Origin of the sequence: Bradyrhizobium sp. CCGUVB23, from assembly GCF_024199885.1 — a bacterium.
Classification (GTDB): domain Bacteria; phylum Pseudomonadota; class Alphaproteobacteria; order Rhizobiales; family Xanthobacteraceae; genus Bradyrhizobium.
Genome location: NZ_JANADQ010000001.1, coordinates 4,884,134 through 4,909,259 on the forward strand (window position 1 = coordinate 4,884,134; position 25,126 = coordinate 4,909,259).

24 protein-coding genes are annotated in these 25,126 nt (G+C 58.3%); 15 read left to right on the top strand and 9 right to left on the bottom strand.

The window, feature by feature from the left end:
- Window positions 1–13: 13 nt before the first annotated feature.
- Window positions 14–4,093 carry a helix-turn-helix domain-containing protein gene (locus NLN62_RS22610; RefSeq protein WP_254110252.1) on the bottom strand — a complete coding sequence of 1,360 codons (4,080 nt, stop codon included), beginning with the start codon at window positions 4,091–4,093 and terminating at the stop codon, window positions 14–16.
- Window positions 4,094–4,196: 103 nt separating this feature from the next.
- Here NLN62_RS22610 and NLN62_RS22615 point away from each other — a divergent pair, with 103 nt between their 5' ends.
- Together NLN62_RS22615 and NLN62_RS22620 are read left to right on the top strand one after the other, a co-directional pair.
- Window positions 4,197–5,312, top strand: a complete 1,116-nt coding sequence (locus tag NLN62_RS22615) for a Fic family protein (protein WP_254110253.1) — start codon at window positions 4,197–4,199, stop codon at window positions 5,310–5,312.
- A gap of 574 nt (window positions 5,313–5,886) precedes the next feature.
- Window positions 5,887–7,296, top strand: coding sequence for a DUF2130 domain-containing protein (locus NLN62_RS22620; protein WP_254110254.1), 1,410 nt, complete (start codon window positions 5,887–5,889; stop codon window positions 7,294–7,296).
- Between the two features lie 121 nt (window positions 7,297–7,417).
- On the opposite strand, the gene NLN62_RS22625 is transcribed toward NLN62_RS22620, so the two are convergent.
- Window positions 7,418–11,200, bottom strand: coding sequence for a hypothetical protein (locus tag NLN62_RS22625; RefSeq protein ID WP_254110255.1), 3,783 nt, complete (start codon window positions 11,198–11,200; stop codon window positions 7,418–7,420).
- 142 nt (window positions 11,201–11,342) lie between these two features.
- On the bottom strand, window positions 11,343–12,194 hold the full coding sequence (locus tag NLN62_RS22630) for a hypothetical protein (protein ID WP_254110256.1): 852 nt from the start codon (window positions 12,192–12,194) through the stop codon (window positions 11,343–11,345).
- A 278-nt stretch (window positions 12,195–12,472) separates the two neighbouring features.
- On the opposite strand from NLN62_RS22630, the gene NLN62_RS22635 reads away from it, so the two are divergent.
- From NLN62_RS22635 to NLN62_RS22645, 3 genes are all read left to right on the top strand, one after another.
- A complete protein-coding gene (locus NLN62_RS22635; RefSeq protein ID WP_254110257.1) occupies window positions 12,473–12,811 on the top strand; it encodes a DUF3768 domain-containing protein in 339 nt (112 codons plus the stop codon).
- Between the two features lie 12 nt (window positions 12,812–12,823).
- Entirely contained in the window at window positions 12,824–13,093 is a 270-nt protein-coding gene (locus tag NLN62_RS22640) for a hypothetical protein (RefSeq protein WP_254110258.1), read from the top strand.
- Between the two features lie 371 nt (window positions 13,094–13,464).
- Window positions 13,465–13,689: a hypothetical protein gene (locus NLN62_RS22645; protein WP_254110259.1), complete on the top strand. Its 225-nt coding sequence runs from the start codon at window positions 13,465–13,467 to the stop codon at window positions 13,687–13,689.
- A gap of 10 nt (window positions 13,690–13,699) precedes the next feature.
- Here the strand turns inward: NLN62_RS22645 and NLN62_RS22650 are convergent, their stop codons facing one another.
- Window positions 13,700–14,023, bottom strand: a complete 324-nt coding sequence (locus NLN62_RS22650) for a hypothetical protein (RefSeq protein WP_254110260.1) — start codon at window positions 14,021–14,023, stop codon at window positions 13,700–13,702.
- A 322-nt stretch (window positions 14,024–14,345) separates the two neighbouring features.
- On the opposite strand from NLN62_RS22650, the gene NLN62_RS22655 reads away from it, so the two are divergent.
- Entirely contained in the window at window positions 14,346–14,819 is a 474-nt protein-coding gene (locus NLN62_RS22655) for a hypothetical protein (protein WP_254110261.1), read from the top strand.
- A gap of 16 nt (window positions 14,820–14,835) precedes the next feature.
- Window positions 14,836–15,060 (top strand): hypothetical protein, encoded by a 225-nt coding sequence (locus NLN62_RS22660; RefSeq protein ID WP_254110262.1) that lies wholly within the window; start codon window positions 14,836–14,838, stop codon window positions 15,058–15,060.
- A gap of 45 nt (window positions 15,061–15,105) precedes the next feature.
- Here NLN62_RS22660 and NLN62_RS22665 read toward each other — a convergent pair whose 3' ends face one another.
- Window positions 15,106–15,396: a hypothetical protein gene (locus NLN62_RS22665; protein ID WP_254110263.1), complete on the bottom strand. Its 291-nt coding sequence runs from the start codon at window positions 15,394–15,396 to the stop codon at window positions 15,106–15,108.
- A 322-nt stretch (window positions 15,397–15,718) separates the two neighbouring features.
- Here NLN62_RS22665 and NLN62_RS22670 point away from each other — a divergent pair, with 322 nt between their 5' ends.
- A complete protein-coding gene (locus tag NLN62_RS22670; RefSeq protein WP_254110264.1) occupies window positions 15,719–16,192 on the top strand; it encodes a hypothetical protein in 474 nt (157 codons plus the stop codon).
- 224 nt (window positions 16,193–16,416) lie between these two features.
- On the opposite strand, the gene NLN62_RS22675 is transcribed toward NLN62_RS22670, so the two are convergent.
- The 4 genes from NLN62_RS22675 to NLN62_RS22690 all read right to left on the bottom strand — a co-directional run bounded on the left by NLN62_RS22675 (window position 16,417) and on the right by NLN62_RS22690 (window position 20,196).
- Window positions 16,417–17,931 carry an FtsK/SpoIIIE domain-containing protein gene (locus tag NLN62_RS22675; RefSeq protein WP_254110265.1) on the bottom strand — a complete coding sequence of 505 codons (1,515 nt, stop codon included), beginning with the start codon at window positions 17,929–17,931 and terminating at the stop codon, window positions 16,417–16,419.
- On the bottom strand, window positions 17,921–18,427 hold the full coding sequence (locus tag NLN62_RS22680) for a hypothetical protein (protein WP_254110266.1): 507 nt from the start codon (window positions 18,425–18,427) through the stop codon (window positions 17,921–17,923). Before NLN62_RS22680 ends, NLN62_RS22675 begins: the two co-directional genes overlap by 11 nt.
- A 71-nt stretch (window positions 18,428–18,498) precedes the next feature.
- Window positions 18,499–18,861: a hypothetical protein gene (locus NLN62_RS22685; protein ID WP_254110267.1), complete on the bottom strand. Its 363-nt coding sequence runs from the start codon at window positions 18,859–18,861 to the stop codon at window positions 18,499–18,501.
- 54 nt (window positions 18,862–18,915) lie between these two features.
- Window positions 18,916–20,196 carry a protein rep gene (locus NLN62_RS22690; RefSeq protein ID WP_254110268.1) on the bottom strand — a complete coding sequence of 427 codons (1,281 nt, stop codon included), beginning with the start codon at window positions 20,194–20,196 and terminating at the stop codon, window positions 18,916–18,918.
- A gap of 139 nt (window positions 20,197–20,335) precedes the next feature.
- Between NLN62_RS22690 and NLN62_RS22695 the strand changes: the two genes are divergently transcribed.
- The 7 genes from NLN62_RS22695 (at window position 20,336) to NLN62_RS22725 (ending at window position 25,072) form a co-directional block, all read left to right on the top strand.
- Window positions 20,336–20,950, top strand: coding sequence for a hypothetical protein (locus tag NLN62_RS22695; protein WP_254110269.1), 615 nt, complete (start codon window positions 20,336–20,338; stop codon window positions 20,948–20,950).
- A 156-nt stretch (window positions 20,951–21,106) separates the two neighbouring features.
- Window positions 21,107–21,397 carry a hypothetical protein gene (locus tag NLN62_RS22700; protein ID WP_254110270.1) on the top strand — a complete coding sequence of 97 codons (291 nt, stop codon included), beginning with the start codon at window positions 21,107–21,109 and terminating at the stop codon, window positions 21,395–21,397.
- Window positions 21,398–21,648: 251 nt separating this feature from the next.
- Window positions 21,649–22,341, top strand: coding sequence for a hypothetical protein (locus NLN62_RS22705; protein ID WP_254110271.1), 693 nt, complete (start codon window positions 21,649–21,651; stop codon window positions 22,339–22,341).
- A 543-nt stretch (window positions 22,342–22,884) separates the two neighbouring features.
- Complete coding sequence (locus NLN62_RS22710) at window positions 22,885–23,253, top strand: type II toxin-antitoxin system RelE/ParE family toxin (RefSeq protein WP_254110272.1); 369 nt, start codon at window positions 22,885–22,887, stop codon at window positions 23,251–23,253.
- A complete protein-coding gene (locus NLN62_RS22715; protein ID WP_254110273.1) occupies window positions 23,250–23,591 on the top strand; it encodes a DNA-binding transcriptional regulator in 342 nt (113 codons plus the stop codon). The genes NLN62_RS22710 and NLN62_RS22715 overlap by 4 nt, the downstream gene beginning before the upstream one ends.
- A 329-nt stretch (window positions 23,592–23,920) precedes the next feature.
- Window positions 23,921–24,148: a hypothetical protein gene (locus tag NLN62_RS22720; RefSeq protein ID WP_254113883.1), complete on the top strand. Its 228-nt coding sequence runs from the start codon at window positions 23,921–23,923 to the stop codon at window positions 24,146–24,148.
- 780 nt (window positions 24,149–24,928) lie between these two features.
- Window positions 24,929–25,072, top strand: a complete 144-nt coding sequence (locus tag NLN62_RS22725; protein WP_371933012.1) for an ArdC-like ssDNA-binding domain-containing protein — start codon at window positions 24,929–24,931, stop codon at window positions 25,070–25,072.
- Window positions 25,073–25,126 lie beyond the last annotated feature (54 nt).

Consider the following 25,126-nt stretch of genomic DNA (forward strand, 5'->3'; position numbering starts at 1 on the left):
CCTCCGCCGCGAATCAGTCATCCTCAAAGGATTCCTTGACTCGCCGTGAGTCCGCAAGGCCGTCTTCAGCGTGTTTTCGCACCCCGTCATAGAGCTTGTAAGCTGGCGAGAATCTCGACAGCGATTTCAAGATCGCCTCGCTCTTCTCCTTCATGGAGACATCACGAGGCATCGGCTCGCCCGCCGTTCCTGAACGCACTCCGCTGACGGCCGAACTCATAAGCGCGCCGATGGCCTCCTTTAAGACATCCGGACTGACTTGCTTGGCCTTCTCAAGGTAACGCTCAACGAATGAGCGATGCGTGAATACAAAGCTGTGGTGCGCTTCCCCAAGAATGCCGGCAATGAGGCGCAGATCCTGTTCGTCAGACGTCGCGATCCACTCTTCGAGGAACTTGACCGCCTCGCCATCGAACGGCCCAAAGCAGGTCTCGAACAGCTCCTTGGCCCGATAGCCGAACAGGAACGGCTTGGCTTTGCCCGCTCGCATCCACTCGGCCACGGTCCTGAGCAGTTCCGGATATATATCGGAATTGCGAAACCGCAGCGGGACATGGCCATAAGGCCCGTGATTGATCGGGCGGTATTTCCAATCCTCCCTTTCACCGGCGCGATCGACGCGGCGCATGAAGAAAGTCATGGTCTCTCTAGGAAATGCCTGTGAGGCCTGCGCTAGGAATTCCTCTACCCAATGGCCTTCCAGCTCGGGGACAGCCATCAGCTTGTCCAGGAAGGCTTCCACGTCCTTTTCCGTCAGGTACTTGAACAACTGATGGAACGTGAAAACGGTCAGCAGGTCATCGGCGAGGTGGTCGGAGTCGCCAATGTTGGCTGTATGCGCCAGCTCTATGACGAGGCCGGCCTTCTCTTCGGGCAGGCTGGTCAGGGTCATTATCGCATTTTTCGCCACCGCGACTTCCGGGGCGGCAAGCAATGTGCGCAGGATCGCAATGTCCGCGTCGTTGTAGAGTCCGCTGCTGAGGATTCGCAGATAGGATTGTGCAACCGAGACGCGGAGTTGTTCGTGTCCGGTGGCGAGCAGTTCGGGGATCGCATTTCTTGCTTGGTCTTGGTTGTGATCCCAAAGGGCTGCCAGCGCGCCGGGTACAAACCGGGCTGTCTCGGACCCGGGATGGATCAACGCATCGTCGAGCGTTGCTCTGCAAAAGTCGACGGACGTACGTATCAGCGTTTCAGAGAGAGCATATGGCGTGGCTGTCCCGCGCTTATAGTTTTTCATGATGTGCGCGAGAAGGTCGGCAATGAATACTCGACGAGCCTCGGCCTCAGGATAGGTGCTTGAGATATCCCGGGCCAGCTTCGCGATATGGGCTGCCCACTTCTCCTGATGCTTGATCGGATCAAAGCGCCGAAACTCGATGCCGTGACCATCGATGAGCACCGTCAGGGCGCGAAATTCGAGTGTATCTGGCAGGAGAGCCTGAATTCGTCGTGCGGCATCAGATGCGTCGCCCTTCCCGTACTGGATATGCCACGAGATAGACTTCCAAACCGATAGCAAAACGAGATCATCCGCGGCCCGGGCCTTGAGGGCGGCTTCAATAGCTTGCAACCCTTCAACAAAAACGCCGGTCCATTTGTCGCGGGTCTCCGGGGATGCCGAGCTGTTAAACATGCCCATGGGGTATCGGAAGGCTTTCGACAGCGCGGTCGCCGCCAGAACGCCCACACGAACTTGCGGATCGAACAGAAGGTCGATCACCGCATGCAACACCTTGTTGCGAAGCAACTTGATTGCCTCGACATTCACAAAATGAGGCTTGAAGGTCAGCGAAAAATTGTTCGATTCCGTGATGTGGCCTTCGGTTTCAAAAATCGGGGTGAGGATATCCAGCGGAGTGTAGGGGGATTGCCAGGCATCTGGCCGCTCAATGAGCGCGAGGCCGAAATCGACGATGGCCTCATTGTAAACAAGCGGCTTGTTCGGCTGAACTTCGCACAGCTCCGCCAAGATTCGGATCGGGTGCTGTGGATGCTGCTCAAGGGGGCGGCCATCACGTTTGCCGAGTTCCCACAGAGCTTCACAGGCGCGACCGACATGGGCGAAGTTGAAAGCTGCGTTGCGTAGAATTTCGGGAAGTTGATTGATGAACTTCCCTTCGTGGATTAACCGCTCCGCAAACTCGATGGATTTAGCAGGTTGATAGTAGGCGACAGCGGCGACGGCCTTGATATGTGGATCTTGGTACTCTTGTTCGGGCTTGAGTTTGCTCCAAACACCATCGATCAGCTTGCTGTTGCTCGGATCGCCATTCGAACGCCGCCAATCGAGCCTGCTGAGGTTGACGAGAAGATGCTCCATCTGCTTTTCGTTGGCAGCGTCGAATACGGCCTCGGCATAACCCGAGGAGCCGCCGAGAGGGCCGACACAATGCTCTTCAACGATATAGTCGGCCAGAACGTCCGGTGAGAGCCTGAATTGCGCGCCACGCTTGAACAGAACGCCGGCCTCGGTCAGCAAGCGCATGATGCGGCTGGCGTCGTGCGGCTTAATGCTCTCGACTTGCTCGATGACGTGAAGCAGGGCCTCATCCTCGGGATGGACCGGCTGCAATAGCGCGAGTACCCGAAGGACCTTCTTGATCGTTTCGGCTTCGCTCTTGTTGCCTATCTGTCCGGCAATGACGCTCTGGAAGCGCGAGAACAGCAGTTTTCGAAAGGTCTCCTCTTGCTGGGCGAGGCTGAACTGCCGCTTTTCCTTGGTGACGACTTGGGCGCCGACCACGGTGGCCAGCGGACAATCGCGCGTAAGGCGGGCGATATCTTTCGCAGCGGAGAGCGGCCCGCCGTGCTTTTTGAGAACCTGGGTCGCGAGCTGTTCGCTTTCGGCAAGGGTCAGCCGCTCAAGCGCGATTTCGCGAAGCGGAGGGCCGATCAGGGAGAAAGTGCTGGCTTGGGCCTTGATGTGGTCCAGACCGTAGGGGCGTAGAGAAAGGACGAGCCTGGCCTTGTTGGAAGGGTCGGCAGCGTACTGGAAGAGGATCTGAAGATCACTTTGGTCGTGAGCGTCGTCGACGACGAGCAGCTTCTCCTTGCCGCCCAAATCTTCAAGGCTTCTCTTTGTGAGTTCGGCGTTTCGCGATAGGTAGCGAACTGCGACACCCTTATGGCTTGCCTCGAAAGCCTCGACCGATTGTTTGAGGATGCGTGATTTTCCCGAACCGCCGGTCCCGATCAGCAGGGTCGCCGCAACGCTCGGATCGCCCAAGGCTTGATCCATAGCCTCGAGATCGCCCTTGCGACCGACGAGATGCCAAACATGGTTGAACACGCCCTCGGCATTGTTGAAGGCGGCGAAGAATTCCTCACTGGTCTCCCATGGGCCTGCTTCATTAACACCGAGGAGGGCAAAGCGCTGTCCACGGAAAAAGATGTCGACCAGCCTGACCTGGTCGGCGATGGGAAGCTGGCGGATTTTGTAGGAGATGTCCTCCCGGTCCCAGATTTCCCAGTCCGGGTGGTCCTTGATGGCGGTGCGGGCTTGTGGGCTTGCGACCTTGGTCAGTAGTAAAACCTTCTTCGCGGCGGCGACGGTATGCTTGGCGACGGCCGCGTGAACTTTTTGCGGCCCGAACTCCCCGACCCGTTTGCACTGGAAGCTGAATGTCGTGCCGTTGGGGAAGGTGGCGGTGACATCAAGCCCGTCCTGGGTGTGTCCCTGGCTGCCGGCATGTTCGACGCGGGCCTCAGGGTACATGGCTTGCAGGAAATGGCGGCAGAAGCGTTCGAAACTGTCCGGGGTGAGGCCATCGACCGGAAACGGCTGGTCAAAGCTCACAACAGCGGTCTTCCGGATGAAGCCGGCGGCTTCGAGGAGGTCGGCCACCTCGGCCTTGAGCACGGCGGCGATCAGCGGCATCTGGCCGTCACGTGGTCGCGAGAGCCCAGCCTCCCAGCGGCTCACCGTTTGCTGGCTGCTTTTGACGAGGGTCGCGAACTCGCCCTGGCTGGAAATTCCAGCTTTTTGGCGAAGTTCGATCAGCAATCTGCCGAAAGATTCATTGAGAGGCTTTGTCATTTTGTCACTCACTTTCTGGATAATACTCATAAAGTGAGTGATGATTTTGGTCAAGGGGTGCTGAGTTGCCTCACAGGTTCCTGAATGAGCTATAGGTTGGCTTGCTATAGCTCATTTGAAGTCCCACAGTGAGTTATAGAAAGGAGCCCTATAACTCATGCCCTGGAACTGGGAAGAGACCACTTGGCCCCAATTTACCTATGACGCGGCCGCCCTTGAGCCGCTGGAGGCTGAATTCCTCCTCCGCTCGGGAGAGTTCATCGGCGCGTTCAAGCATGTCCGCCCGGACGACCAGGAGAACCTGCGGATCGAACTCATCAGCGAGGAGGCCCTGAAGACCTCGGAAATCGAGGGCGAAATCCTAAACCGCGACAGTGTCCAGTCATCGTTGCGGCACCAGTTCGGCCTTGGTGATGAACAGGCCGGCGCGCCTCCCGCCGAACGGGGCATCGCGCAAATGATGGTCGACCTGTATCTCAACTTCTCTGGGTCCCTGACCGACGAGACTATGTTCGGGTGGCATGGCATGTTGTTGAGCGGGGATCGGACCATCAAGACGATCGGGGCGTACCGTACTCATCCCGAACCTATGCAGGTGGTCTCCGGGGCTATCGGCCGGCGTAAGGTTCACTTTGAGGCGCCGCCCTCTGATCGCATGGCGGCGGAGATGGGCGCGTTTATAAAGTGGTTTAACGGCTCCGGGCCGGACGGTACGCACCCGTTGCCGGCAATCACGCGCTCTGCCCTTGCGCACCTCTATTTCGTCAGCGTCCATCCCTTCGAAGATGGGAATGGCCGAATCGCGCGCGCGTTGGCGGAAAAATCACTCGCGCAAAATCTAGGGCAGCCGACCCTCATTGCGTTGGCCTACACGATCGAACGCAAGCGGAAGGCCTACTACGAGGCCCTCGAACGCAACAATAAGCGCATGGAGATCACCGATTGGCTGCTTTACTTCGGCAGCACAATCCTCGAAGCGCAGGAGAACACCAACAAGCGGGTGGATTTCTACATCGCGAAGACGAAGTTTTATGAGCGCCTGCGCGGACAATTCAACGTCCGCCAAGAGAAGGTCATTGCCCGCATGTTCAAAGAGGGCATCGATGGTTTCAAGGGCGGCTTGAGCGCGGAGAATTATATTACGATCACAAAGGCGCCCCGCGCGACGACAACCCGTGACCTTCAGGATCTCGTCGCCAAAGGCGCGCTGAGCAGAACGGGCGAACTCCGGCATACGCGCTATCACTTGAACCTCAGCGACCCAACGTCGTGAGCTATGAGATAGAGGGCGGCGCGTAGGGGGAGCAGTTATGCGCTGGACCATGCCGGTGCACTGAGATGTAAATACCCGGCGGGCTGAAACGTAAAATCGTATAATCACAGTTCAGCAGCACCTTGCTGAATGCGATCCTTTCCTTACGGTTCGCGTAAGGAAAGGAAGATGGGTTTTCCTTTCCTTATTCCATCCCCGCCGTGAAAACGTAAAATCGCACTCGCGGGTTTACGGCGGGCATAGTGAGCCGTTTCTCCGGCAGGAGGGTTCCGTCGTTGGGGCGCCCATATTTGCCGCTTCCCTTATCGCGAAATATCCCAGTAGGAACAACGGTTAAGGGAATACTCAGGGTCGGTTTTGCCGCTTTCTCTGCCGGTTAGATAAGCAGACCCCGCCTGATCGATAGCGGCAAAACCGGTGGATTTCGGGCTGAAAATGCCTGGAAGCGTGGCGTATTGCTTGACCGTGAAAACTCGTCTGTTCTAATTTTGTTCTCAAAGGTGCATGGCCGATTCTGTTGGCCCTAGCCCGTATTTGAATGACAACAGCAGCCGCGCCGATCCGGACAGGAGCCATGCACGAGATCATCTGTCCCCACTGTGACAAGGCCTTCAAGGTCGATGAATCCGGTTACGCGGATATCCTGAAGCAGGTCCGCGACGCCGATTTCGCCCAGCAACTCCACGAACGGCTGGAATTGGCCGAGCGCGATAAGCAGAGCGCTATTGAATTGGCCAAAGCCCAGGTCAGTGGCGATCTGCAGAAGACCGCGGCTGCCAAGGATGCCGAAATCCAGGAGTTGAAGTCCAGGCTTGAGGCTACGGAGGTCTCCCAAAAGCTTGCTGTCACCGAAGCGCTCAGTGTCGTGGAAAAAGAGCGTGACAGGCTTGCGAACGCGCTGGCCGAGTCCGAGCGCGAAAAGAAAGCAGCCTCGGAACTAGCTGAAGCGCTCCTGGCCGGCGAGCTGCACAAGGTCTCTGCCGCCAAGGAAGAGGAAATCCAACAGCTAAAGGCCAAGCTTCAGACCGTCGAGGTTGAGAAGAAGCTCGCCGTGACCGAGGCCGTTGGTGCCGTCGAGAAGGACCGCGATGAACTGAAAAACGGCATCAAGCAGGTCCAGCTTGAAAAGCAGCTGTCCGAGCAGTCGCTCAAGGACAAGTACGAAACCCAGATCAAGGATCGGGACGACGCGATCGAGCGCCTCAAGGATATGAAGGCCCGTCTCTCAACCAAAATGGTCGGCGAGACCCTCGAACAGCATTGCGAGACCGAGTTCAACCGGGTCCGCTCGATGGCGTTTCCGCGAGCCTATTTCGAGAAAGACAACGACGCGCGGACCGGCAGCAAGGGCGATTATATCTTCCGCGACGCGGACGAGGCCGGCACCGAGATCATCTCGATCATGTTCGAGATGAAGAACGAGAGCGATAGAACCGCGACGAAGAGCAAGAATGAGGATTTCCTCAAGGAGCTTGACCGTGATCGCACCGAGAAGGGCTGCGAGTATGCGATCCTGGTCTCACTGCTCGAACCCGACAACGAACTCTACAATACGGGTATCGTCGACGTCTTCCACCGCTATCCCAAGATGTACGTCATCCGGCCGCAGTTTTTCCTGCCGATGATTACGCTGCTGCGGAATGCCTCTCTCAATTCCCTGAAGTACCGGACCGAGCTGGCGCTGGTTAAGGCGCAGAATATCGACATCACCCAGTTCGAAAGCCAACTGGAGACGTTCAAGAACGGATTCTTGAAGAACACTGATCTCGCTTCCAGGCACTTCCATACCGCGATCACGGAGATCGACAAGTCCATTGATCACCTGCAGAAAACGAAGGATGCGCTGATCGGGGCTGACCGCAATCTACGCTTGGCGAACGACAAGGCGCAGGATGTGACGATTAAAAAGTTGACCCGGGGTAACCCCACGATGGCGGCGAAATTTGCAGAGCTTAAGAGCACGCCCGCTGAAGCGGCTGAATAAAGCAAGTTCTTCATCTTATCGGGAAGAGGCCAGGTAGGCGCGTGAAATCGCATTCACGATTTTAAGTTTCGTCCCTGAGCAATAGTTGCGGACGGTTTGGGCAATCAAAGTCTCATGCTGCTTACCAACCGTCCGTCCATGGGACGCTCTGAATTCGATCAAGCATGACGACGGTCGAATCCTTTGAGTACTCGCGTGCAAGCTGCTGCATAGGCTGGGGCGAATTCACGATCATCACGCCGTGGACAGTCGGCTCGGCGGCCAATCCAAGTCGCTTGCCCAATTGAGCAGAATGTCGACGAATGTAGTCAACACGCTGAAGGTGCCGAAGTAATTTGTCCGGCTTTCCATTCTTCATGACCTGACCGCGATATTCTGACAGCCGACTGGCTGCCTCTCCTAGGGTGCGGCACATCTTGAGGTCTTTGGCTTCGCAGACCCAGACGCGCGTTCCTCCCGCCACGACTAGCACGTCGATATCGCCCAATCTCTTCAATTCCTCCGTTGCCTTCTGATTCAGGCAAGCTGAGGGTTTGACTGATGCAGTGGCTGTATATCCCAGAGCGGAGAGCTGCCGGGCCAAGTCTTCGTTGAATTCAATCCCCAGCCGCGCGCCAGCCGTGCCTGAATAAGCCCTCATTTCGGGGCTAGTCCAAAACTCATTTTGCAGAAGCCCCTGGGCCGCCCCGCTAACATTGTGCGCGAGTGCCCGCTCTATCAATCCCGGCGCTACCGCCAAGAGCGGATCGGGGTCGCTGGACAGCGAGACGATCGGTCGTCCGATCAACGAATAGCGGCGGTCGAACTTGGAAAGATCGAAATCCCTCGGCGTGCAGCCGCTTGGGATCTCGCGCCAATTTGCGCGGTGCGGGAGAATAAGGCGATCAATGAGCGGTTCGAAATCGAGACCCGAGAGGAAGTCAAACTGTCGAAACGCCGTCACGAACTCCGACCTCCTCAGGATCATGACACCTTGGCCCTTTTGCCGTGCCAGCGTAGCCGTGACCGCTGCCAGCTCCCGAAACGTCTCGACGGGAACGCGGTATTCGGCCTGGAGGGCCGGTATGAAGCCAGAATCCGGGTCCTTTCCCGGCCGCTCTGGTTCGAATCGCCGGACATACTCGTCGCTCGATGCCGAACGTTCGCGGGCATGACGCAATTCGGCGTTACGTGCAATTGCGGCTTCGTGGAAGTCGTGTTGAAACAGCATATCGCCGGTCGGGCTTATATGGATCGCAGGCTCGATCCGGTCGGCAAGGAAAGCAGGATAGTTGTCGGCGGTCTGGAACACCTGGAGCGCCCGCGCCTGCAATTCCTCGATATCCATTGTTCCGGCGGGCCTGCCGCCTTCCGGTCTTGCTTCAACAGCCGCAATTTCGACCAGCATAGAATTGGCGCGCAACACACCATTTGCTGCCATTACGTGGTCAAGGCTCAACTCGAAATCGCGCTCAACGCCATGGATGGCCCTAAGAGCCCTGGCGGAACGACGCCAATGTGCTTCTTCCGCCATCGCGGATTGAAGGCCGTCGAGCAGAGACACAATGAGAGGCTGCCGATTGTAAATGGCAACGTCGGCCAATAGCCTTGCCTGGCAATCGTCCACAACTCGACGAATGAGCGATAAGCATTGCTCCTTCCCCTCAATCCGCACGCCCTCGCTGCGCGGATGCACCCGCCACGTGGAGCCACATTTCGCTAAAGCAGCGGCCGAGGTCGGAATCTTGGAGAAGCTCGATATGAGTCCGCCAGAAACGAGGTAGTCGATCGGTCGTTGCACAAGGAAGGCGTGGCGGTGGCGAAAATCAGTAGATCCCACTGAAGCCAAGACGAGTTTCTGAAGATCCTCGGAAGACCGTTCGATTCCAAAAATCGCGCATGCGCCGCGTAAGAGGCTTACCGCCATTGCGCGTTCTGCATAATTGTCGGCACGGTAAAATCCGGCGAACCACTTTGGCTTCAAATGGATGGAGACATTTTTTCGAGACAGATCGGTCGCTATGATCAATGCCTCATCAATTTCGTGGTCAGACGGAGCGGGATTCGTCCGGAAATCGTAGCCGTCAGGAAATCCGTCGGCGGTTACGTCGAACCCAATCGTATCGACGATGTCTCTGACCTTCACGGTGGAAAGGAATTTTGGCAGGACTTGGCCAGCCCAGATAAGGACCGTCCGCCATGTTTCAAATGTATCGCGGTTCATCTGATCATCAGCGGCGCGAAGCCTTATCCACCACTTGGAGCCCTGATCGGCAACCACACCTGCCAATACTGCCCGCTGAGCATCATCCAGCGAACCGTAGACGTGCTGAAGAGCCTGATACTGCTCTCCCCTCTCCAGGCGGGCGACCATGTGCCAGCGACCTTGCTCGTCTTGCACGACCCGCCTGCCAAAAGCGTTCAACGCCTCCTTCCTGGCATCGAGCAAGAGATTGGTATCGAAATTAATCGAAAGAGGAGGGGCTGCGTCGATCTCCTGTGGAGGAACCAACGCATGATCGGACGTTCGCCACCAATTGAAAAGATTCAAAAGGCCGTTCGTGGCAAAAAACTGAAAGCCCTGCTCACCGACGAGCGAGACTTGTTTCTGTAATCGCCAGATATCGCTGAGTTTCCCATCCTCGCAGATCGTCATGGTTGCCATATCGGCGGGCTCGACCGCGGTGAATGTCCAGTCAGGAAGCTCGTTTTCAGCTATATATTCAAAGCTGCGGCCTGCGCCCCATCCGCCGCACAGCCAGAGAGTCATTCCCTCGACAAAGTTGGGACTTTCTGCCGCCTCGACTCTTGCCCTCCGCATCGAGCCAATGATCGCATCCACAAGTTCCTGGCTGCTGGGCGTGCTTGAGCCAAAAGCCCGATCAGGCCAACCCGCAAAGCCATCGACGGAAAGGATCACGTGCAGGAAACGTCCTGCAGAAAGTTCAATCACCACCTCACTGTAGAGCTGGTCGTCGCATATGCTCGTGCGACCTCTCGGTATGGGGCGAAAGCCGGTTTGATTTAGCAGCATGGCTTTGGCTTCGAGCAGCTTTAAGTGCAAGAACGGGCTCAGGTCATGCACCATAGCCGTGCTAATCAAAAGCGCGCGGACCGCCGTTGAGATATTGGCCGGGGCGCCCACGATCAGCCCATTTCTTGTTTTGAAGAGAGGACTGAACTCCAAAGGCGAAGAACCTGGCTCGCGTGAACCGACTAGAGACCGATCGGAAGGCGCCAAGAAAAAGGGCTCTACGTCTTCGGCCGAGATTCCAAGTTTACGCAATTCCGGGTCGGTAAATCGCACCCTTGCCGCCAGAGTTGCAAGCCGGGTATCGGACGGGACGGAAATGTCGCCGTTCGGAGAGCCTCCGCCTATCGTACCCGCCTCTACTCCGGCGCGCCGGACCAGCTCTGTGCTCAACTGTAAGAGCGCGAAGGCCTGACGCTCCGCCCTGGCTTTGGGTTCACCATTAGGCAGTCGGCGAAACGCATTTAGAATCATCTCGGTGTGAATCGAGGCCTTTTCCCATCCGCCTGAAAAAAGGAGGAATTCGCCTTCCCGAGTTAACAGCGACTCCACGAAGAAGTCCTCGATGGGGTCTTCAAGCCTCGCAACGCGGGCCTGGACAAGCTTAGCATTCAGCAACTCGGCAAGGTCGGTCTGCCTCGGTTTTCGTGAACCTCGGGCCATCGCGAGAACGATGCGCAGCGTGTAGTCGAGCCGAATCTGGTGAGCTTGAAATCGTGGATCGGTCGCTAAGCCGCCAATGATAGCAACCGCCTTCAGCGGATCTAAGCCTAGCACTAAATCCATCATTTGGGGCGCCAGCGCCAGCGCCTCGTCGGGCGTGCCTGGCGGCGCCACTCGCGCCAGCAGCTCTTCGATGTTCGGAAGTTCTGGTGGGATGTCGGAATCGCTCATCTGCTTAGAAGCCTACAGGCTCGGCGTTAGAGAGCAAGCTTCGATGGTTCTGCGTCGAATGACGCCAATTACAATTGGATCGGCGGCGGGAAATCGTGCAATCACATATACGATTTTAAGCTCCATCCGCTCAAGAAGGCGCTCAACCGAAGATGTGGCCAAGCCAAGCAAGGATTGCTGCGCCGGCAGCGGCCGCCAGCGTCGCAATCACGTTGTCCTTCACTTTCGCGACGAACTGCACAAGCAGCGGTTTTAGAAGCTCAGCCAGGGCGGCGATACGAACCCGTGCGGCCTGCAACAGCCGCCGTGCGGCGGATACTTCGGCGACGAACTGGTCTTTCTCCTCCGGCTCGCCCGGAAAGTCGTTGGTCGACTTCAGACCATGCTCAAGAGTATCCAGCGCCTCTTCGGTCTCGCGATAGCCCACACTGTTATGGTCGATCCGGACAACGCGATCTGAAGCCGGAGCCTCGTCAGGGCTGGTCGATTGGGTATCGGCGATACTTACGACCGGGTCAGTCTTGATCCGCTTGTCCCCTGCCATGCCGTGCGCGAAATCATCCAGCACCCGTTCTCGCCGTTCCTGGAGGGCGATCTTGATGTTGTTTAGCTCGCGCGCCACCGTAGCTTCAGCTATGCCGGTGCCAGGACCACAGATCACCAGCTTGCCATAGATCAGCTCGACAAGCCGATTGGCGAAATAAGCGATCGCCTGCGAAGTCTCTTCGTCAACCGAGTCCAGAAGGTTGAGCGCGAAGCTGGCGGCGCTGGCGAACTCCTCATTGAAGATCCGCAGCGCCTCGGTCTTGAACCCGATCAACGTATGGCCGCTGGCGAGTCGTCCCAGAGCCGCATTCTGCCGCATCAGAGCTTCGAAGGCAGCGGCGGCCTTATCTGCTGCATCGTAGGCGCGTTGATTGAGGCTCCGGCCGAGGTAGGCTCGTTTGTCCGTCATGCGTCCCCCAGAACTATCGCACTGCAGCAGCCTGCGCATATCGACCCCGCACTACTTCGACCGTCACGATATGCATTTCGGATCGGAGTCGCCAGATCAGCGCTGGCTTTGCGATGCCAGTCATTGAGCATATCCCGAGGTATCGTTCGCACCACCCGGCCGGTAAGGTCGGGTGAATAGGTCAGCAGCGCAACCCGTCAAGGCATCCACGCGGCGTTGCACGCGGAGCCTCCTTGACTGGTCGCTCAGGCCTGCTGCCCTCGAATTCTCCCGACCGGCCGCGATGGCGCAGCCGATAACCAACGGGAGAACCTCTAATGACCAACGACATCAACGCCGACATAATCCGCAATCTCAACGACAGCTTCAGGCGCAACCTGGTTTTCGGCGGGACCGTCCTGCTCACACCCGGCGTTACCAGCCTCGCAATCGACCGCCAGGCCGAGCTGCTCGAAGCGGTACGCAAGTTCGACAGCTTCACGCCGGACAACGACCCGCACGGCGAGCACGACTTCGGCTCGATCGATCTCGATTCAGTCCGCTTCTTCTTCAAGGTCGACTACTACGACCTAAACGGCAGGTTCGCGTCTCCCAACCCGGCAGATCCGGCCGTCACCAGCCGCGTGATGACGATCATGCGGGCCGACGAATACTAAGGAGGCATCGACATGACCAAGATACTCGACGTCAATGACCTCTGCGACACGATTGTGGGCTCCACGCTGGACGTTGCCACGCAACGTGCCTTGATCGGCGCCGTGGAAGCATCCGTGAGCCGCGCCGCTAAGGTGTTGGCGGATCACTACGGCATCGTTTCGGATCATGCCGAGTACCAAAACGGGTTCGGCGGACTCTGCGTGAACTTCCGCCCGGCTTACGAAGGCCAGGAATGCCCCGACGTCATCGATCAAGGCGACGAGGGCGGCGACTGGCCGTGAGCCCGCATGGGCTCCGTTCGTCCGGGGCTTTGGCTGCGCTGCCGTAGCATTGATAAATCGTGCAATCGTGTTTGCGACTTTACGACGAGGGCTGGTTCTCTTTCCTTGGAGGCCCGGTGTCTACGGCGGGCATCGTGGCCCATATGCTCTCCCTTCTGTCGGCTCAACGCGCACGGCCTTGAAGTCGGTCATAGGCCAGCGGCGCGAACGCGCAAGGCATCCAACCGTCTCCCGAATTTTTCGGGGCCCGTCCCAAAAAATGCGGGTCCCTCGGCCGGACCCTCCGTTGCGCGCCCGCTCAAGTGCCGCCGGCCTTTTGGAATTCCCGACGGCCGCGAAAGGCGTGGCCGAAACCAAAGGGAGATAATGATGTGAACGACAAGACGCCAGCAGCAACCGCACCAGCTGATGAGAAGCCGCTCAAGAGCTATCGCGTAAAGCTATACATCTGGAACATCCACGAGTTATTCGTCGACGCGCCGTCCGAGGAAGACGCCGAGGCACAAGCGCGGAGGACCCTGGATGTATACGGACCTGAGGCCTTCGCCTGGCACAGTAGCGGCGACGAGGGCTTTCTCGTCGAGGAACGGGAATGACCAGCGGCCATCAAAGGAGCGCCCCGCGGGCGCTCTTTTCATTCGCTAGACGGTCTTCTCGGCAGCCCGTGATCTTGCCGCCAATCTTGGCATCTTCAGGTATCGATGTGACCTCCGTGCCGGTGAGATCGAGGTTGCCGGTCACGATCAACCCTTGCGGCAATTCCGTGAGGCCCGTGTTCTTGAGGATCAGGTCGCCGTTGATGGTCACGTGCTTGCCGATTTTGCCCAGGGGCAGGCCGGTCATGTCGATGCCCTCAGGACTGTTCGTGCCATCAAGGGGGAAGGTCCACCTATAGCCCGGCCGGGTGTAGCCTGGTTTCAATACCAACACTGTCTGACTCCATAAATCTTCCATCACGCCCGAAGGCGCGTGGAGCGAATGAAACAGTATGTGCGATGGAAGCATCGTGGGGCAGCGCGAGGGGATTTAAATTCCGGCGCTGCCAAACAAAAAGGCCCCGAGCAGGTCGGGGCCTTCGAGGTTTTGTCACCACACAAAACCAGCCTTGAGCATAGGTCATTCCAGCGACCTCGCCAAGACCGGTGCTCGCACCACCATCGAGTGAAATGCCGCCGCGTGCGTGCGAGCGCTTACGCGCCCGCCCACCCGCACGGCTGACCTCGCGACCATAAACAACGAAAGCAAACGCGCCATGAATCACCACACATGGACGACCCGCCTGACCCTGACCACCGACGACCAATCGTTCGCCGACGTCCGGGACTGGCTCAAAGAAAACGACACCGGCAATATCCCGCCACGCCGCAACGACGACGTGTTGGCGAAGTACCTGCGATGTGTCCTCATCAGCAACAGCGAATGGGACAAGGTCGGGCTCGGCATTCAGATCGACCGCCCTCGGCCCGCGCGTCTGCCCTGGCAACAGGGCTACGAAGGGGACGCGCCTCCACTGCCCGAAGCCGTCCGCGACCAGCGTGCCGCGGCACGCCGCCGACAATTCGCGGTCGATTGCTTCGCGCTTGCTATGATGCTCATTGTCGGGGCTACCGTCTTTGTTGCCCGCTCTTCGCGCAACCACCACCAGGCACCGTCGCTTACGGGCTACACTGCCAGCCACGATGTTATGGCACGGCCTCAGACGGAGCTTGCAGGAGCTGCGAAGTGACCTGCTGTTTCTATTCATGAACGACAAGACGCTAGCAGCAACCGCAACAGCCGATGAGAAGCCGCTCAAGAGCTATCGCGTAAAGCTATACATCTGGAATATCCACGAGTTATTCGTCGACGCGCCGTCCGAGGAAGACGCCGAGGCACAAGCGCGGAGGACCCTGGATGTATACGGACCTGAGGCCTTCGCCTGGCACAGTAGCGGCGACGAGGGCTTTCTCGTCGAGGAACGGGAATGACCAGCGGCCATCAAAGGAGCGCCCCGCGGGCGATCTTTGCGTTCGCTAGATGGTTCTTCTCGGCAGGCCGATGATCTTGCCGCCAATCTTGGTATCTTCAGGAATCGATGTGACCTCCGTGCCGGTAAGGTCGAGGTTGCCGGTCACGATCAACCCTTGCGGCAATTCCGTGAGGCCCGTGTTCTTGAGGATCAGGTCGCCGTTGATAGTCACGTCCTTGCCGATTTTGCCCAGGGGCAGGCCGGTCATGTCGATGCCCTCAGGACTGTTCGTGCCATCAAGGGGGAAGGTCCACCTGTAGCCCGGCCGGGTGTAGCCTGGTTTCAATACCAACACTGTCTGACTCCATAAATCTTCCATCACGCCCGAAGGCGCGTGGAGCGAATGAAACAGTATGTGCGATGGAAGCATCGTGGGGCAGCGCGAGGGGATTTAAATTCCGGCGCTGCCAAACAAAAAGGCCCCGAGCAGGTCGGGGCCTTCGAGGTTTTGTCACCACACAAAACCAGCCTTGAGCATAGGTCATTCCAGCGACCTCGCCAAGACCGGTGCTCGCACCACCATCGAGTGAAATGCCGCCGCGTGCGTGCGAGCGCTTACGCGCCCGCCCACCCGCACGGCTGACCTCGCGACCATAAACAACGAAAGCAAACGCGCCATGAATCACCACACATGGACGACCCGCCTGACCCTGACCACCGACGACCAATCGTTCGCCGACGTCCGGGACTGGCTCAAAGAAAACGACACCGGCAATATCCCGCCACGCCGCAACGACGACGTGTTGGCGAAGTACCTGCGATGTGTCCTCATCAGCAACAGCGAATGGGACAAGGTCGGGCTCGGCATTCAGATCGACCGCCCTCGGCCCGCGCGTCTGCCCTGGCAACAGGGCTACGAAGGGGACGCGCCTCCACTGCCCGAAGCCGTCCGCGACCAGCGTGCCGCGGCACGCCGCCGACAATTCGCGGTCGATTGCTTCGCGCTTGCTATGATGCTCATTGTCGGGGCTACCGTCTTTGTTGCCCGCTCTTCGCGCAACCACCACCAGGCATCGTCGCTTACGGGCTACACTGCCAGCCACGATGTTATGGCACGGCCTCAGACGGAGCTTGCAGGAGCTGCGAAGTGATCTGCTGTTTCTATACATAAATTGAAATGGCCTCGCGCCGCTGCGCGCGGCCGCTTCGCGGCCGTGCTCGCGTTGCTCGGCCTTCTTCATGGCCGCGAACTTGTCGCTCCTAGCCTTACCGCTCCGATGACACGAGCGAGACACGTGCCCGGAAGAGCGACGAGCCGCCGCCGGCTGGTCATGCCCGCGCTCGCACCCACCGTCGTGCTTCCCCGTCGGCGTGCTCAATTCAGCTCCACCCCCGGCGCGACATGCGCCTGCAGCAGATTCAGCCCCCCGGTGCTGGTATCGTAAGCGTAGAACCGGCCGTCCGGCAGTTCCGTCGGCGGCACCGGCAAGGCATCGAAGTCGTCGTCGATATCGAGCAACGCCCGCGCCGAATGCCGCGCGCCCTGGCGCAGCACCAACCGCCAGTTAAGGTTGTTCAACAGGGCGCTGTCGATGGAGTCGGTCGTATGTTTTTGCGCGGCGATGATAATATGGATGCCGAGTGCCCGCGCTCGCCGAGCAAGGCTCACCATGTTTGCGGCCAAGCGTTTCGCCCGCGCCTTCTCCTCCTTCTCGCTCGCGGTGTCGATCGCCGATTGCACTTCGGCGAATTCATCGATGACGAGCGCCACCCGGCCGTGATCGGGCCAGTTCCGCAGGCTGTTCTCACGCATGTAGGCCTGACGTTCCTCTGCCAGGCGCAGCAGGCCCTCCACCGCACGTGCGACGTCGCCACTCTCAAAATCCCAGACGACTTGGACCTTATCGCTTTTGCGATAGGCGGCGAACTCCATGCCGCCCTTGAGATCGATGGCGATAATCTTCTCAAAGTCTGGCAGAGCTACCATCTGCCAGACTATTTCGTGAAGCAGGACCGATTTTCCCGAACCTGATACACCGCACAGCAAAAGATGCCGAAGCTTGCGCAGTTCGACACGGTATGTGTCGCCGGTTTTGACTGCGGTGCCGAGCACGATGCTGCCAGGCATGGTGTCGCTAAGCGCTATCGGGCCTGACAGCAAGCGCTTGCGGGCACTTTCGCAATCTTCTGCGACCTTGCGCTCGGCTTCTCGCACCGCGGCTTCTCGCGCCCGCTCCGCGTCTCTACGCGCAGCATCTACCTTGTGCGCGGCGTCGGCCGTGGTTCTTGCGAGATTGTCGAACAACGCCTCTGGCGGCTTCATGATGTTCAGCCAATCGCCAAGCTTCGCTTGGCCCCCGGCGCGTAGCGTGTTGATGACGGCCTGGGTATCGGCCTCGACCATCGTTTTGAACTTGGTCGAGAACGCCTCAAGCGCACGTTCCGCCTCAATTCTCTCCCGCACGGCTTTCCAGGCCGCCCATATCTGCTTCGATAGAACTTCGGGTACGCGGTGCACCATCTCGGACAGGATGCATTCCTGCTTGCGTTCGTCGCGGATGTGCTCGCCCCCGCTGATACGCTGAAGAAAGCCTCTCGTCTGTCCCGTGACCAGGCGATACTGGAACACTATCTTGTCGTCGTAGACGGCTCCCGGAAACGGATAACGCAACTCGGCGTCGACCGCCCAGGTCTCGCCAAGCAGATGCCCGGGAATGTCGCGACATCCCCAATTGAAATGCGCCACATGAGCGCTGCTTCTCTTGCCTTGCCAACCGGGCCCGGTGGTTGCCGGTGCTGGCGGGACGAACAGCTCTTTGAATATCCTAAACATTGCCGCCTCCATGACGAAGGGGCCGCGTCGCCGCGGCCCCTTGTGTTTAGTCGACACTACGCTTCCAAGCCCGGATCAGTTCAAGGAGCTTGGGCGTGGGTTTGAGGTCACTGTCATAGTAGGGCGCCGTGCCAAGCGGCTGCGGCCGGAGCTGATCCAGCTCTGCGTCAGTCAGCTTCGCGCCGACACCGAGCTCGTATTCGACGGTCTGCTCGAAGGTCTCGACTAGGCCGCGATTTACGAGCCGGTACAGCCACGGCGCGCGATCAGGGTAGTTGGTCGGCTTTGGCTCGAAAAACTCGCCGACCTCTACGAGCTGGAAGATGGTACGTCGCGTTATCGTGCCAACCTTCATCTTTGGCATCGGCGGCGGTTCGCCCCTAGCCTTGTAGTACGACAACACGCACTCGTTGTCGAAAAGCCCTTGTGGTGCGAGCCGGGCGCCGATGGGGTGTTCGTTGTGCGCGTTGGCGCGATGCACGTCGCGCATGAACTCCTTGCGCGAGATCTCGCCCTTGCCGACCTTGTCCAAGTAGTCGCTATAGTCGCTCATAGTTGAAGACTCCCATGTTTTGAAGGCAGCCGGGCGCCATCGCCCGGCCGTAGCGCTTGAAAAGGGGATAGTCAGAGTTTGGCGGTCGTGCGCAGTGCGTCTTCGCCAGCAGAGCGGGCCTGGGTGCTCCCGGTGCCGTTGGTTGGTGCTTGCGGGACCTCGCGGTAGTAGATCCGCTTGCCGTCCTTCGATGCGCTGATCCTCACAGGAATTTTCATTTTGGTGCCCACGGGGTAGCGCTTCATGTCGAAACCTTCGGCGAGGCTGATCTCGTAGGTCTTCACCGAGTTTCCGTCGTGTCCGACCATCTGAATCATGCCAAATGGCTCGTCTTTGCCGCCGTTCTGTCCTTTGAAGATACCGTCTCTGTTCCCAGATAGAGTGCCTTCGAGAAAGGCGACAGCATCAGCTAGGATTTGGGTCGCTTGACTCATGTGCTTTCCTTCATCGTTTCAACTAGTTCGGTTCGGGGTTTATTGTTGGAGCAGCTAGCCTGGTAACGCGTTGGTCATGACCGCCTCCATGGTTGCTGATGGCTGGCGCCAGGGCAGAAACTCGACGAGCACGTAGCGGCTATCCGTCGATGTCTTGCCCCTCCGCCAATGATAGATTTCGCGGCCTTCCAGCACGGCGCCTTCAGGCAGCCGGGCGTTCTGCGGAATGAAGTCCTCCGGCTCGTCTTCCGGCAGGCTCTGCTCGTCCATGATCCGTTGCAGGTTGGCGGACATGCCGATGAGGCGTCGGCCGTGGAGCGCGTCATGGAGTTCGATGAGCGGGAAGCCATCGAGGTCTTCGCTCTCGAAGAACATGCCGGGCTCGCAGACGTACTTGCAGGCTTCGAAGAGCGACTTGCGGCCGAGGTCATCCAGCGGCGCGCCGCCGCCCACGCCCGGCATGGCGCGGATGTCGCAGACGGGCGTGTAGTCGACTTGCAGAGCCTTCTTGAACATCGCAACCCATTCGGGCTGGGTGATAAAGAGGCCCCTGGCCCGCTTGAAATACTCGGGCGGACAGAACAGGACGATGTGCAGATGGGGGTGGAAGTCGCCGGTCTCGGCGTTCTGGGTGATCTCGGTCGTCCGATACCATGTCGGAACCGCGTCCCTCACGCGCTTGTAGCGCATGAGTTTCCAGAAAGCCTTGAACAGCCGGCTCAGCCAGTCGCGAAGCTGGTCGACCGGCATGTTCCTGACTGTCAGCGTTAGGAGGAGCGCCTGGTGCAGCGGGTTTACGCGAAGGTAGTGCTCGACGGCTTTGCTGAGCCGGACATGCTGCCAGGCGCTGTTGCGCTTCATGCAGGTCGGGCAGAGCCGCTCCCGGCAAAACGAGCCGTTAGCGAGAACCCGAAAGCGCTCCTCGCGATCGCCGATGCGATAGCGGTCGAAGGCGAGTATCTTGCCACAGTCGCGCATGCGCAGGGCGCGCTGCTTGTGCTCTTCACGCTCGGCGTAACGGTTGGCGATCGTGTCGCGCAGCCTGCCGAGGCCATTGAGCTTTGAGAAGTCGGCGTGAGCCTCGCACAGCTGTGGTGGAAGCTCTTCGAAAAGCCCGGCGAACTCCGCCGAAGTCGGAAAGGGCTCAAAGCACTGGAAATCGCTGGGCGACGGCTTTTCCGCCCAACGTGCCTTAGCGTCGTTGAATTCACCGAGCTCGGGGAGCGGCCAATCCCACTGGTGGCCCCACGCCGCCGGACTTGTGTCCTTTTTCAGACAGCGCTCAACGGGCAGCTTAAAGCGGGCGTCAAGTTTGGTCGGGTCTAGGTACGGCATCGGCCACTGCCTCCACCACCGGAGACGTACCGGCGCCGACCCGATTGCGTTTTTATCGGGCGACGTATTAGCTAGAGCACTATTTTGGGGATGTCGCTTATGACTGCTTCATAAGCGTATTTTTCTCTTGTGAGGCCTTATGACTGAGCCATCTGCACCAAAAAACCTTAAGAAGAAGCCAAAGACGTTTTCGCTCGATGACGACTTCGTTTCGATTATAACGAATCGTCAGAAGCAGATGAACTACGACGCCGAAAGCGACGTGGTGAAGGAAGCTTTGTTGCTGCTTAAACGAGGTCCTACAGATGATGAGGTGACCGTCCGTGCCACTGAGCGAGTTGTTAGGGAGGTTCTCAAACCTCATATTGACGCGCTTGCCATCGTTACACGGCATCTCAAGCCTGCCTCCCAAGACATGCAGGATAGGTACGAAGAACTGAAGGCCAATCTCGATCAAGCAAGGGCGGCAGCCGACAAGAATAACGAGCTGGCCGCCGCCATCGATAGATATGTAGAAGCAGCCCGGCATATTACTGAAGGTACCGCGATTCTTTCAGGCATATTGCGTGGTCATGGTGCCGCCATCTCGCAGCACACGGTCATGCTTAAAAAGGCAAGTGAGGCGTTTCAGGTGCTGGTTAAGATGTTTCAGCAAGGAGAGCGCAGACGTCCGTCGCCTCTATTGAAGGCTGCGACCAAGAAGCGTCGTTTGCGAGCCAATGCTCGCAGATTGCAACGGGAGATCGACAAATAGGTTTCGGGGAAACGAAATGCCGAGAGATGGCGCAGCCGATACTTGAAAATTGGCAAAGCTGCCCCAGAATATTTTTGCAATCATATCGTTTGGCCCTCGTCGGCCTTCCATCTACCGCCCTCACTGGGCGAGAGGTGAGGGCCAGCGAGGAAAATCATGTCTATCGAGGTTTACCTAACGATTGCCGGCGCCGCGTATCGTCGCGCACTCGAAATACGTTCTGAGATGCGAGCTAATGCGAGCGCGTTTCCGAAGGGACCTGACAATACACAACTTGCTCAGGAAGAAGCCATTTGCGCCGCAATTATTGCAAACGCGAGGGCACTCCTAAGTGCGCAATTGCTTCAACTCGACTTCACTGTAAGTGGGTGTGCTCTGGCCCGACCACCAGAAGCGCTTGCAGGCGGGGAGTACGATCAGGGGGCCTACGACGAGCTTTTCAAGTAAGGTTGAGGGACGCTTCGGCGTCCCTTTTTTATCTGCGTCATCGGTCAGGATTGGTCCCTACTAACCCATAAGACTTCACGAGAGCCGCGGTATAGCTCAACAGGAAAGATCTCGGTAACCACGTCGGAAGGTCAGCTAGAGAGACGTCTTGGTGGCTTGGGCATGGCCGGAGGTGCCGCCGACTTAAATTGACGTGATCGACGTCTCTTCGATGGGCAAATTGGGTCACACAAACACGAGACGAGGAAGACATGGCCGATTTGACCCCTGAAATTCCGGTCGAGAAGACGCCCCCGAAAATTCCGGACGAAGCTCTGGCAACCCTTGTTGTGGTTGGTGTGCTTGTACTTGCCGTCGGAAGGTCGTTGGTCGCTTGGGCTGAAGGTTTGGATCGCCGATACCGTCGGGGACAGCTGTTGGCTGCCTACCGGTGTCGGCATTCCTGGAAAAAGTCCGATATCCGGCGTCTGGAAGCGTTAGGTGTCAATCGCCATGCTCAGAAGCGGATGCAAAGGCTTGCAGGTCGTGGCCGGCCCGTGGTCGCCGCGCAAAAGCCGCTTGAAGACATGCTGGTTGCGAGAATCAATGCTTTTTCGCTTCTGGCGGGCCCAGAAGGGTCTCCCCAAGAGCGCAGACGCAGATTTAAAGACTGGCCTTGGTGGAAACATCACGTGGAGGCGTACTACCGCGGTGAGTATGAGATCGCAAAGCGGCAAGGTATGAAGAGCCCTGCGATGGAAGCCGAGTTCCGAGTGGGTAGCGCATTAGGCATGTCCGCGTCAGCCATTCACAGCATCTGCGCCCAGATCCGACGTATGCGGCAGGAAGATGAGCTATCGGCCAACTTCCCAGCAGAGACGCTCGCCGATTACGAGCGCTGGATGGCGCATGGCGCTCACGTCTTTTTTCGGATCAAGAGGAAGATTGCCTGCGCCGGCCAGTGACAGATTAAGGCATAGCTCCGACGGGGTGCGACTTCGGCTTGCGTGGAAAGCGCAGACGTTAGATCCTAAGCCACTATAATGTCAGGGAAATCACAATTGGCGAAGGTCTAGGGAAGCGACTGTTGCGGGTCCCCGCAACCAAGCTTTTCTCAACAATATCAAAGAATTGGCCCGCCTCTGGCGGGCTTTTTCATGCCGTAACGATCCTTTACAACTCTTCCCAAAGAAAACCGTTTATTATCAGCCGTTTAGTTGGATTCCGGCTCCGATTACAAGACGCTTCCAAAAACTCCGGGGCACAAAATGGGCACAAAGCGGCACAAAACCGAGGTGCCTTGTTCACGGTAAATTCCGCCTCCGAGATGGAGCGTAGAGACCTCCTTACGGCGCGCCTCCCGTAACAATCAGAGCCGTCGCGCGGCTCGCAATTCCCGCGTCACTGCGTTCCGCCCCCTCGATCTTGAAAAACGCAAGCTTCTTGCGCGGATTTTGCTTCCAAATCACAGTTCAATGAACTACAGTTCAATGAACTAGAGAGGAAGCTTGACGGTCTACCAACTCAAGACATTTGCCCGCTTCGCTCGCGGCGAAAAGATTCCAGCAAAACGTCTGCTCGACGCGATTGAACGAGTTGAACGGGGGTTGGTGGATGCCGATTTAGGCGGCTGCCTCATCAAGCAGCGGGTTGCCCGGCAAGGGCAGGGACGAAGTGGCGGCTATCGCATGATGATCGCATTTCGGGCCAAGGATTTTTCGGTGTTCTTGTTCGGCTTCGCCAAAAGCGACGAGAGCAACGTCGATGATCGGCAGTTAGCTGTCCTGCGCCGGATCGCAAACGCGTGGCTTTCAGCCGATGCCGCGTCGATAAAAAAGGCTGTTCAACAGGGAGAGCTAATCGAGGTGACACCATGACCAAGAAGAAAGAGCAACTGTCTGACCGCTTCACCCGCGAGATGACCGAAACCGCCGATGCCATGCACAAGCTCGGCATCATGGACGCTGAATCGCACAAGCTGACGATGCGTGAGCTGAACCGCAGCATGCCTGCCGCAACTATCGCGCCGTTGACCGGCTCGGAAATTCGGAAACTGCGTGAGCAATCCAACATGAGCCAGGCCGTTTTCGCTAAATTCCTGCATCTGACGGTTGACCACGTGTCCAAATTAGAACGTGGCGCAAAACGTCCAAACGGCCCAGCCCTTGTGCTGCTCGATACGATCCGGCGCAAAGGCATCGAGGCCATCCTTTGACGCCATCGCCACCGGAAAAATCCGATGTCCTATCAAGTCGGGACGATCAGGGAATTCATGGAGTGGACAAAGCGCGTCGGCGGCAAAGGAAGATGCGAAGGCAGTGGTTTGCCGACGATGAGACGGTAATACGTCACCAAGAGGATCTGACGATCAGGCATGAACGCTTGTGCATTCGTGCACGGCTGCACCAACACACACTTACGCGAGGCCGAACTCCGCGGTGCTCGGTCGCTGAATTTGAATTCGGGCAGGCTACATCGAGAGCTAGGTGGCTAAGCCGAGCTTCGAGGACGGTGCAGGCAAGCTGCGACGCGTCAAAATTCACGGTGAAGGACGTCGCCGTTGTTTTTCTGGAGCATTGCGAACGCCGCCGGCAGCGTGGCGAGCGCATGACGACGAAGAAGGTCAGCGAGGGTCTGAGCGCATCGCTCGTAGTCTTTGACAAGTCTTCGGAAGCGCGTGGCCCACGCGAAAGATCGTTCGACGACCTTCACCTCATCGCCTTCGCATGCATCATGCTTAAAAACGTCGCTAAACTCGCTGCTGGTTCATAACAGTCTCTAAGGACGAGTATTTGAATTTGGAAACGACCCGTGCCGACAGGGATAAGCTGGATAGCGACGTACAACGACAAGCGCTCCGCCCTCGCGCTCGCCAAAGCGCGCATTGCCGAGCTCGAAGGGCTGGTGGGGCGCCAGCAGATGGACCTCGATTTGTTTCGGCGAGCCTTGCGCGCCTTGGAGCGGCCGGCAGCGCAAGGCAAACCCGCATCCGCATCGTCAAAGTCATCCAAACGATGACTTCGCAGGTAACAAACGCAAACGCCGACGTGCATTGACTATGCCGCCTCGCGGGCCTGCCGCGCGCGACGTATTCAGCCGACGCCCGATGCGCAGACACGTAGATCGAGTTCACGAAGACGGCGCCAAGCAGCGCAAGACCGACGAAAGCAAGAGGCTCGCCTGCGGCGATCGCTATCACTGCCTCTGTCCCGGGTGCCCTTTTAACCGGTCGCGTCGCTACACTCGTCCCGCGTGCCCTGTCACCTGCAAGCCTGTGCCAGGTCGCTATGCTCACGCGGCCCGGGTGCCATTTCAGTTGAGGCGATGCGCCAGACGCACGCCTGATCGGGGCCTGCGGCCCCCGGGCCGTCAAGGCCAAGCCCCTCATGAAGAATGAGGGGCGGAAAACGGCGGCCGTGTAGTCCCCCGGATCAAGTCCGGGGTCCGGCCCGCACCAAGCCCGCTCGTTTTCCGGCCTGTGACGGCCCACCCCTGCTCATCGGCGCGGGCCTAGTTCCGGTTGCATGCGCAACCGGCAATTAGGAGGCAAAAGTGAGAACGGACGTTTATCAGAAGATCACCGATCAGATCGTCCGCGAACTTGAAAAAGGTGCGCGGCCCTGGCACCAGCCTTGGAAGGTCGAGCACAGTGCAGGACGCATCACGCGGCCCCTGCGCGGCAACGGCATTTGGTAGCGACGATCTCTCGAGCCGCTTTGCGCGCCTCTGTGTCCACCGACAAGCTCATGC

What these genes read in the sequence shown, in the direction of transcription:
- NLN62_RS22620 (WP_254110254.1), top strand. Translation starts at nt 5,887, where the DNA reads ATGCACGAGATCATCTGTCCCCACTGTGACAAGGCCTTCAAGGTCGAT.
- NLN62_RS22625 (WP_254110255.1), bottom strand. Translation starts at nt 11,200, where the DNA reads ATGAGCGATTCCGACATCCCACCAGAACTTCCGAACATCGAAGAGCTG.
- NLN62_RS22680 (WP_254110266.1), bottom strand. Translation starts at nt 18,427, where the DNA reads ATGAGCGACTATAGCGACTACTTGGACAAGGTCGGCAAGGGCGAGATC.
- NLN62_RS22700 (WP_254110270.1), top strand. Translation starts at nt 21,107, where the DNA reads ATGTCTATCGAGGTTTACCTAACGATTGCCGGCGCCGCGTATCGTCGC.
- NLN62_RS22615 (WP_254110253.1), top strand. Translation starts at nt 4,197, where the DNA reads ATGCCCTGGAACTGGGAAGAGACCACTTGGCCCCAATTTACCTATGAC.
- NLN62_RS22690 (WP_254110268.1), bottom strand. Translation starts at nt 20,196, where the DNA reads ATGCCGTACCTAGACCCGACCAAACTTGACGCCCGCTTTAAGCTGCCC.
- NLN62_RS22695 (WP_254110269.1), top strand. Translation starts at nt 20,336, where the DNA reads ATGACTGAGCCATCTGCACCAAAAAACCTTAAGAAGAAGCCAAAGACG.
- NLN62_RS22655 (WP_254110261.1), top strand. Translation starts at nt 14,346, where the DNA reads ATGAATCACCACACATGGACGACCCGCCTGACCCTGACCACCGACGAC.
- NLN62_RS22630 (WP_254110256.1), bottom strand. Translation starts at nt 12,194, where the DNA reads ATGCGCAGGCTGCTGCAGTGCGATAGTTCTGGGGGACGCATGACGGAC.
- NLN62_RS22705 (WP_254110271.1), top strand. Translation starts at nt 21,649, where the DNA reads ATGGCCGATTTGACCCCTGAAATTCCGGTCGAGAAGACGCCCCCGAAA.
- NLN62_RS22660 (WP_254110262.1), top strand. Translation starts at nt 14,836, where the DNA reads ATGAACGACAAGACGCTAGCAGCAACCGCAACAGCCGATGAGAAGCCG.
- NLN62_RS22670 (WP_254110264.1), top strand. Translation starts at nt 15,719, where the DNA reads ATGAATCACCACACATGGACGACCCGCCTGACCCTGACCACCGACGAC.
- NLN62_RS22635 (WP_254110257.1), top strand. Translation starts at nt 12,473, where the DNA reads ATGACCAACGACATCAACGCCGACATAATCCGCAATCTCAACGACAGC.
- NLN62_RS22685 (WP_254110267.1), bottom strand. Translation starts at nt 18,861, where the DNA reads ATGAGTCAAGCGACCCAAATCCTAGCTGATGCTGTCGCCTTTCTCGAA.
- NLN62_RS22715 (WP_254110273.1), top strand. Translation starts at nt 23,250, where the DNA reads ATGACCAAGAAGAAAGAGCAACTGTCTGACCGCTTCACCCGCGAGATG.
- NLN62_RS22640 (WP_254110258.1), top strand. Translation starts at nt 12,824, where the DNA reads ATGACCAAGATACTCGACGTCAATGACCTCTGCGACACGATTGTGGGC.